The organism is Sandaracinobacteroides sp. (assembly GCF_057137845.1).
The window spans coordinates 1-1,797 of the sequence record NZ_DBNHFX010000053.1 but is presented as its reverse complement, the minus strand read 5'-3'; the positions used below and the strand labels follow the sequence as shown (position 1 = coordinate 1,797).

The following is a 1,797-nucleotide window of genomic DNA, read 5'->3' as shown; positions in this document are numbered from 1 at the left end:
AGAACAGGTGCATGTCGTGCCACGCGGTCGACAAGAAGATGATCGGTCCGTCGTTCAAGGACATCGCAGCCAAGTACAAGGGCCAGGCAGCCGCGCCCGCGCAACTGGCCGTGAAGGTGAAGAAGGGTGGAACCGGGGTCTGGGGCAAGGTGCCGATGCCGCCGAATGCCGCCGTCTCGGACGCCGACACCAAGACGCTGGTAGCCTGGGTGTTGGCCACCAAATAAGCTTTGGCTTCGACGGAAATGGAAAGGGGGCGGTGCTGCGATGCACTGCCCCCTTTTTTTCATCGGGCTTCCGGTATTCTTCAGGCCCCCAGTTCTCGGCGTACGATTTCAGTGCCTTCGACCATGGCGCGAAGCTTTGCCTGGGCTGCTTCCCTTGAATGGTATTTCATGCCGCAGTCGGGCGCGATCCACAGCCTTTCCGGCGCAGTGTAGTGCAGCGCTTCGCGGATGCGCGCGGCAACGGTTGCCGGCGTTTCCACCTGCGGGTCAGCAAGATCGAGCACGCCGTACATGATGATCTTGTTCGGCAGTTCCGCCAGAATGGCCGGGTCGAGGCGGGGTTGCGCCGCCTCGATCGAAATCACGTCGACCTTCGATTCGTTCAGTTCGCCCAGGAAGTCATAGGCCTTGGGCTTGGTGGTGCCGGCGCCGTGATGCACCAGTGCATAGCCAAAGCAGATGTGCAGCGCGGTTGTGCCTTCAACACCGTCGAGCGCCCGGTTGATCGCCTCGATCGCGAACGCGCGGGCCTCGCCGGCGCGCGCCTGAAGATATGGTTCATCGAGTTGCACCACATCGACACCGGCGGCGAACAGGTCGCGGATTTCGGCGTTCACGGCGTCGGCATAGGCCATCGCCAGTTCCTGCTGGCTGCCGTAATAGCCGTTTTCCGCTTGTTGCGTCATGGTGAAGGGGCCGGGCAGCGTCAGCTTCACCGGGCCGTTGGCGTGGGTACGCAGGAACGCCGCGTCCTGCGCCTCGATCGGGGCGATGCGCCGGATGGGGCCGGAAACCAGCGGCACCGGGTTCGCCTTGCCGGTGCGGTCGATCGCGGTGCCGTGGCGTTCGCGGTCGATGCCGGAAAGCGCGGTCGCCAGCCGGTTCGAATAGCTTTCGCGGCGCATTTCGCCGTCGCCGACGATGTCGATCCCCAGCAGTTCCTGATCGCGGATAGCCATCAGCGTTGCCGCTTCCTGCGCGTCGGCCAGCCAGGGTTCCTGGATCCTCCACAGTTCGGCTGCGCGCACACGCGGCGGCAGGCTGGCCTTCAGCCGCTCGCGATCGATCAGCCAATCCGGTTGCGGATAGCTTCCGACGATGGTGGTAGGCAGCAGCGGCAGGCCACGCAGACGGGACATTCGGCTTCTCCGTGTCGAAATGACAGTGGAAAATTGATTAGAATGCTCAGTAGAGAATGCAAGCGCCGGCATTGGCCGGCCATCGGCAAAAGGGAGGACGACCACATTGGCGAATGCACCAGCAAGGGCACCCGCGATCGGCAAATGGATATGCACCATCGACTTTGAGGTGGCGGGCGGCGTGTTTGCCATCGGCGTATCGCCGTTCGGCGAACAGCGCATGGGCTATATCACCGGCGGCCGGTTCGAGGGACCGGGGCTGAACGGAGTGGTGTTGCCGGGCGGCGGGAACTGGTCGCGCGCAGGACGCCTTGGTGAGGATGCGTCGGTCGGCACCTTCGACGCCCGCGCCGTCCTGAAAACCGATGACGGCGCGCTGATCTATGTCACCTACACCGGCCGGTCGCTGATCCCCGATGATGTGCGCCGCG

Annotated in this window: 3 protein-coding genes; 2 read left to right on the top strand and 1 reads right to left on the bottom strand. The window is 63.9% G+C overall.

From position 1 onward, the window contains the following. On the top strand, window positions 1-227 hold a 227-nt coding region (locus AC16JP_RS02695; protein WP_484339061.1), incomplete at its 5' end, for a c-type cytochrome. A gap of 80 nt (window positions 228-307) precedes the next feature. On the opposite strand, the gene AC16JP_RS02690 is transcribed toward AC16JP_RS02695, so the two are convergent. Beyond that, entirely contained in the window at window positions 308-1,366 is a 1,059-nt protein-coding gene (locus AC16JP_RS02690; protein ID WP_484339060.1) for a uroporphyrinogen decarboxylase family protein, read from the bottom strand. Between the two features lie 106 nt (window positions 1,367-1,472). Here AC16JP_RS02690 and AC16JP_RS02685 point away from each other — a divergent pair. After that, a partial coding sequence (locus AC16JP_RS02685) for a DUF3237 family protein (protein WP_484339059.1) occupies window positions 1,473-1,797 on the top strand: 325 nt, incomplete at its 3' end.

Coding starts and splice junctions, on each gene's coding strand:
- AC16JP_RS02690 (WP_484339060.1), bottom strand. CDS start 1,366: ATGTCCCGTCTGCGTGGCCTGCCGCTGCTGCCTACCACCATCGTCGGA.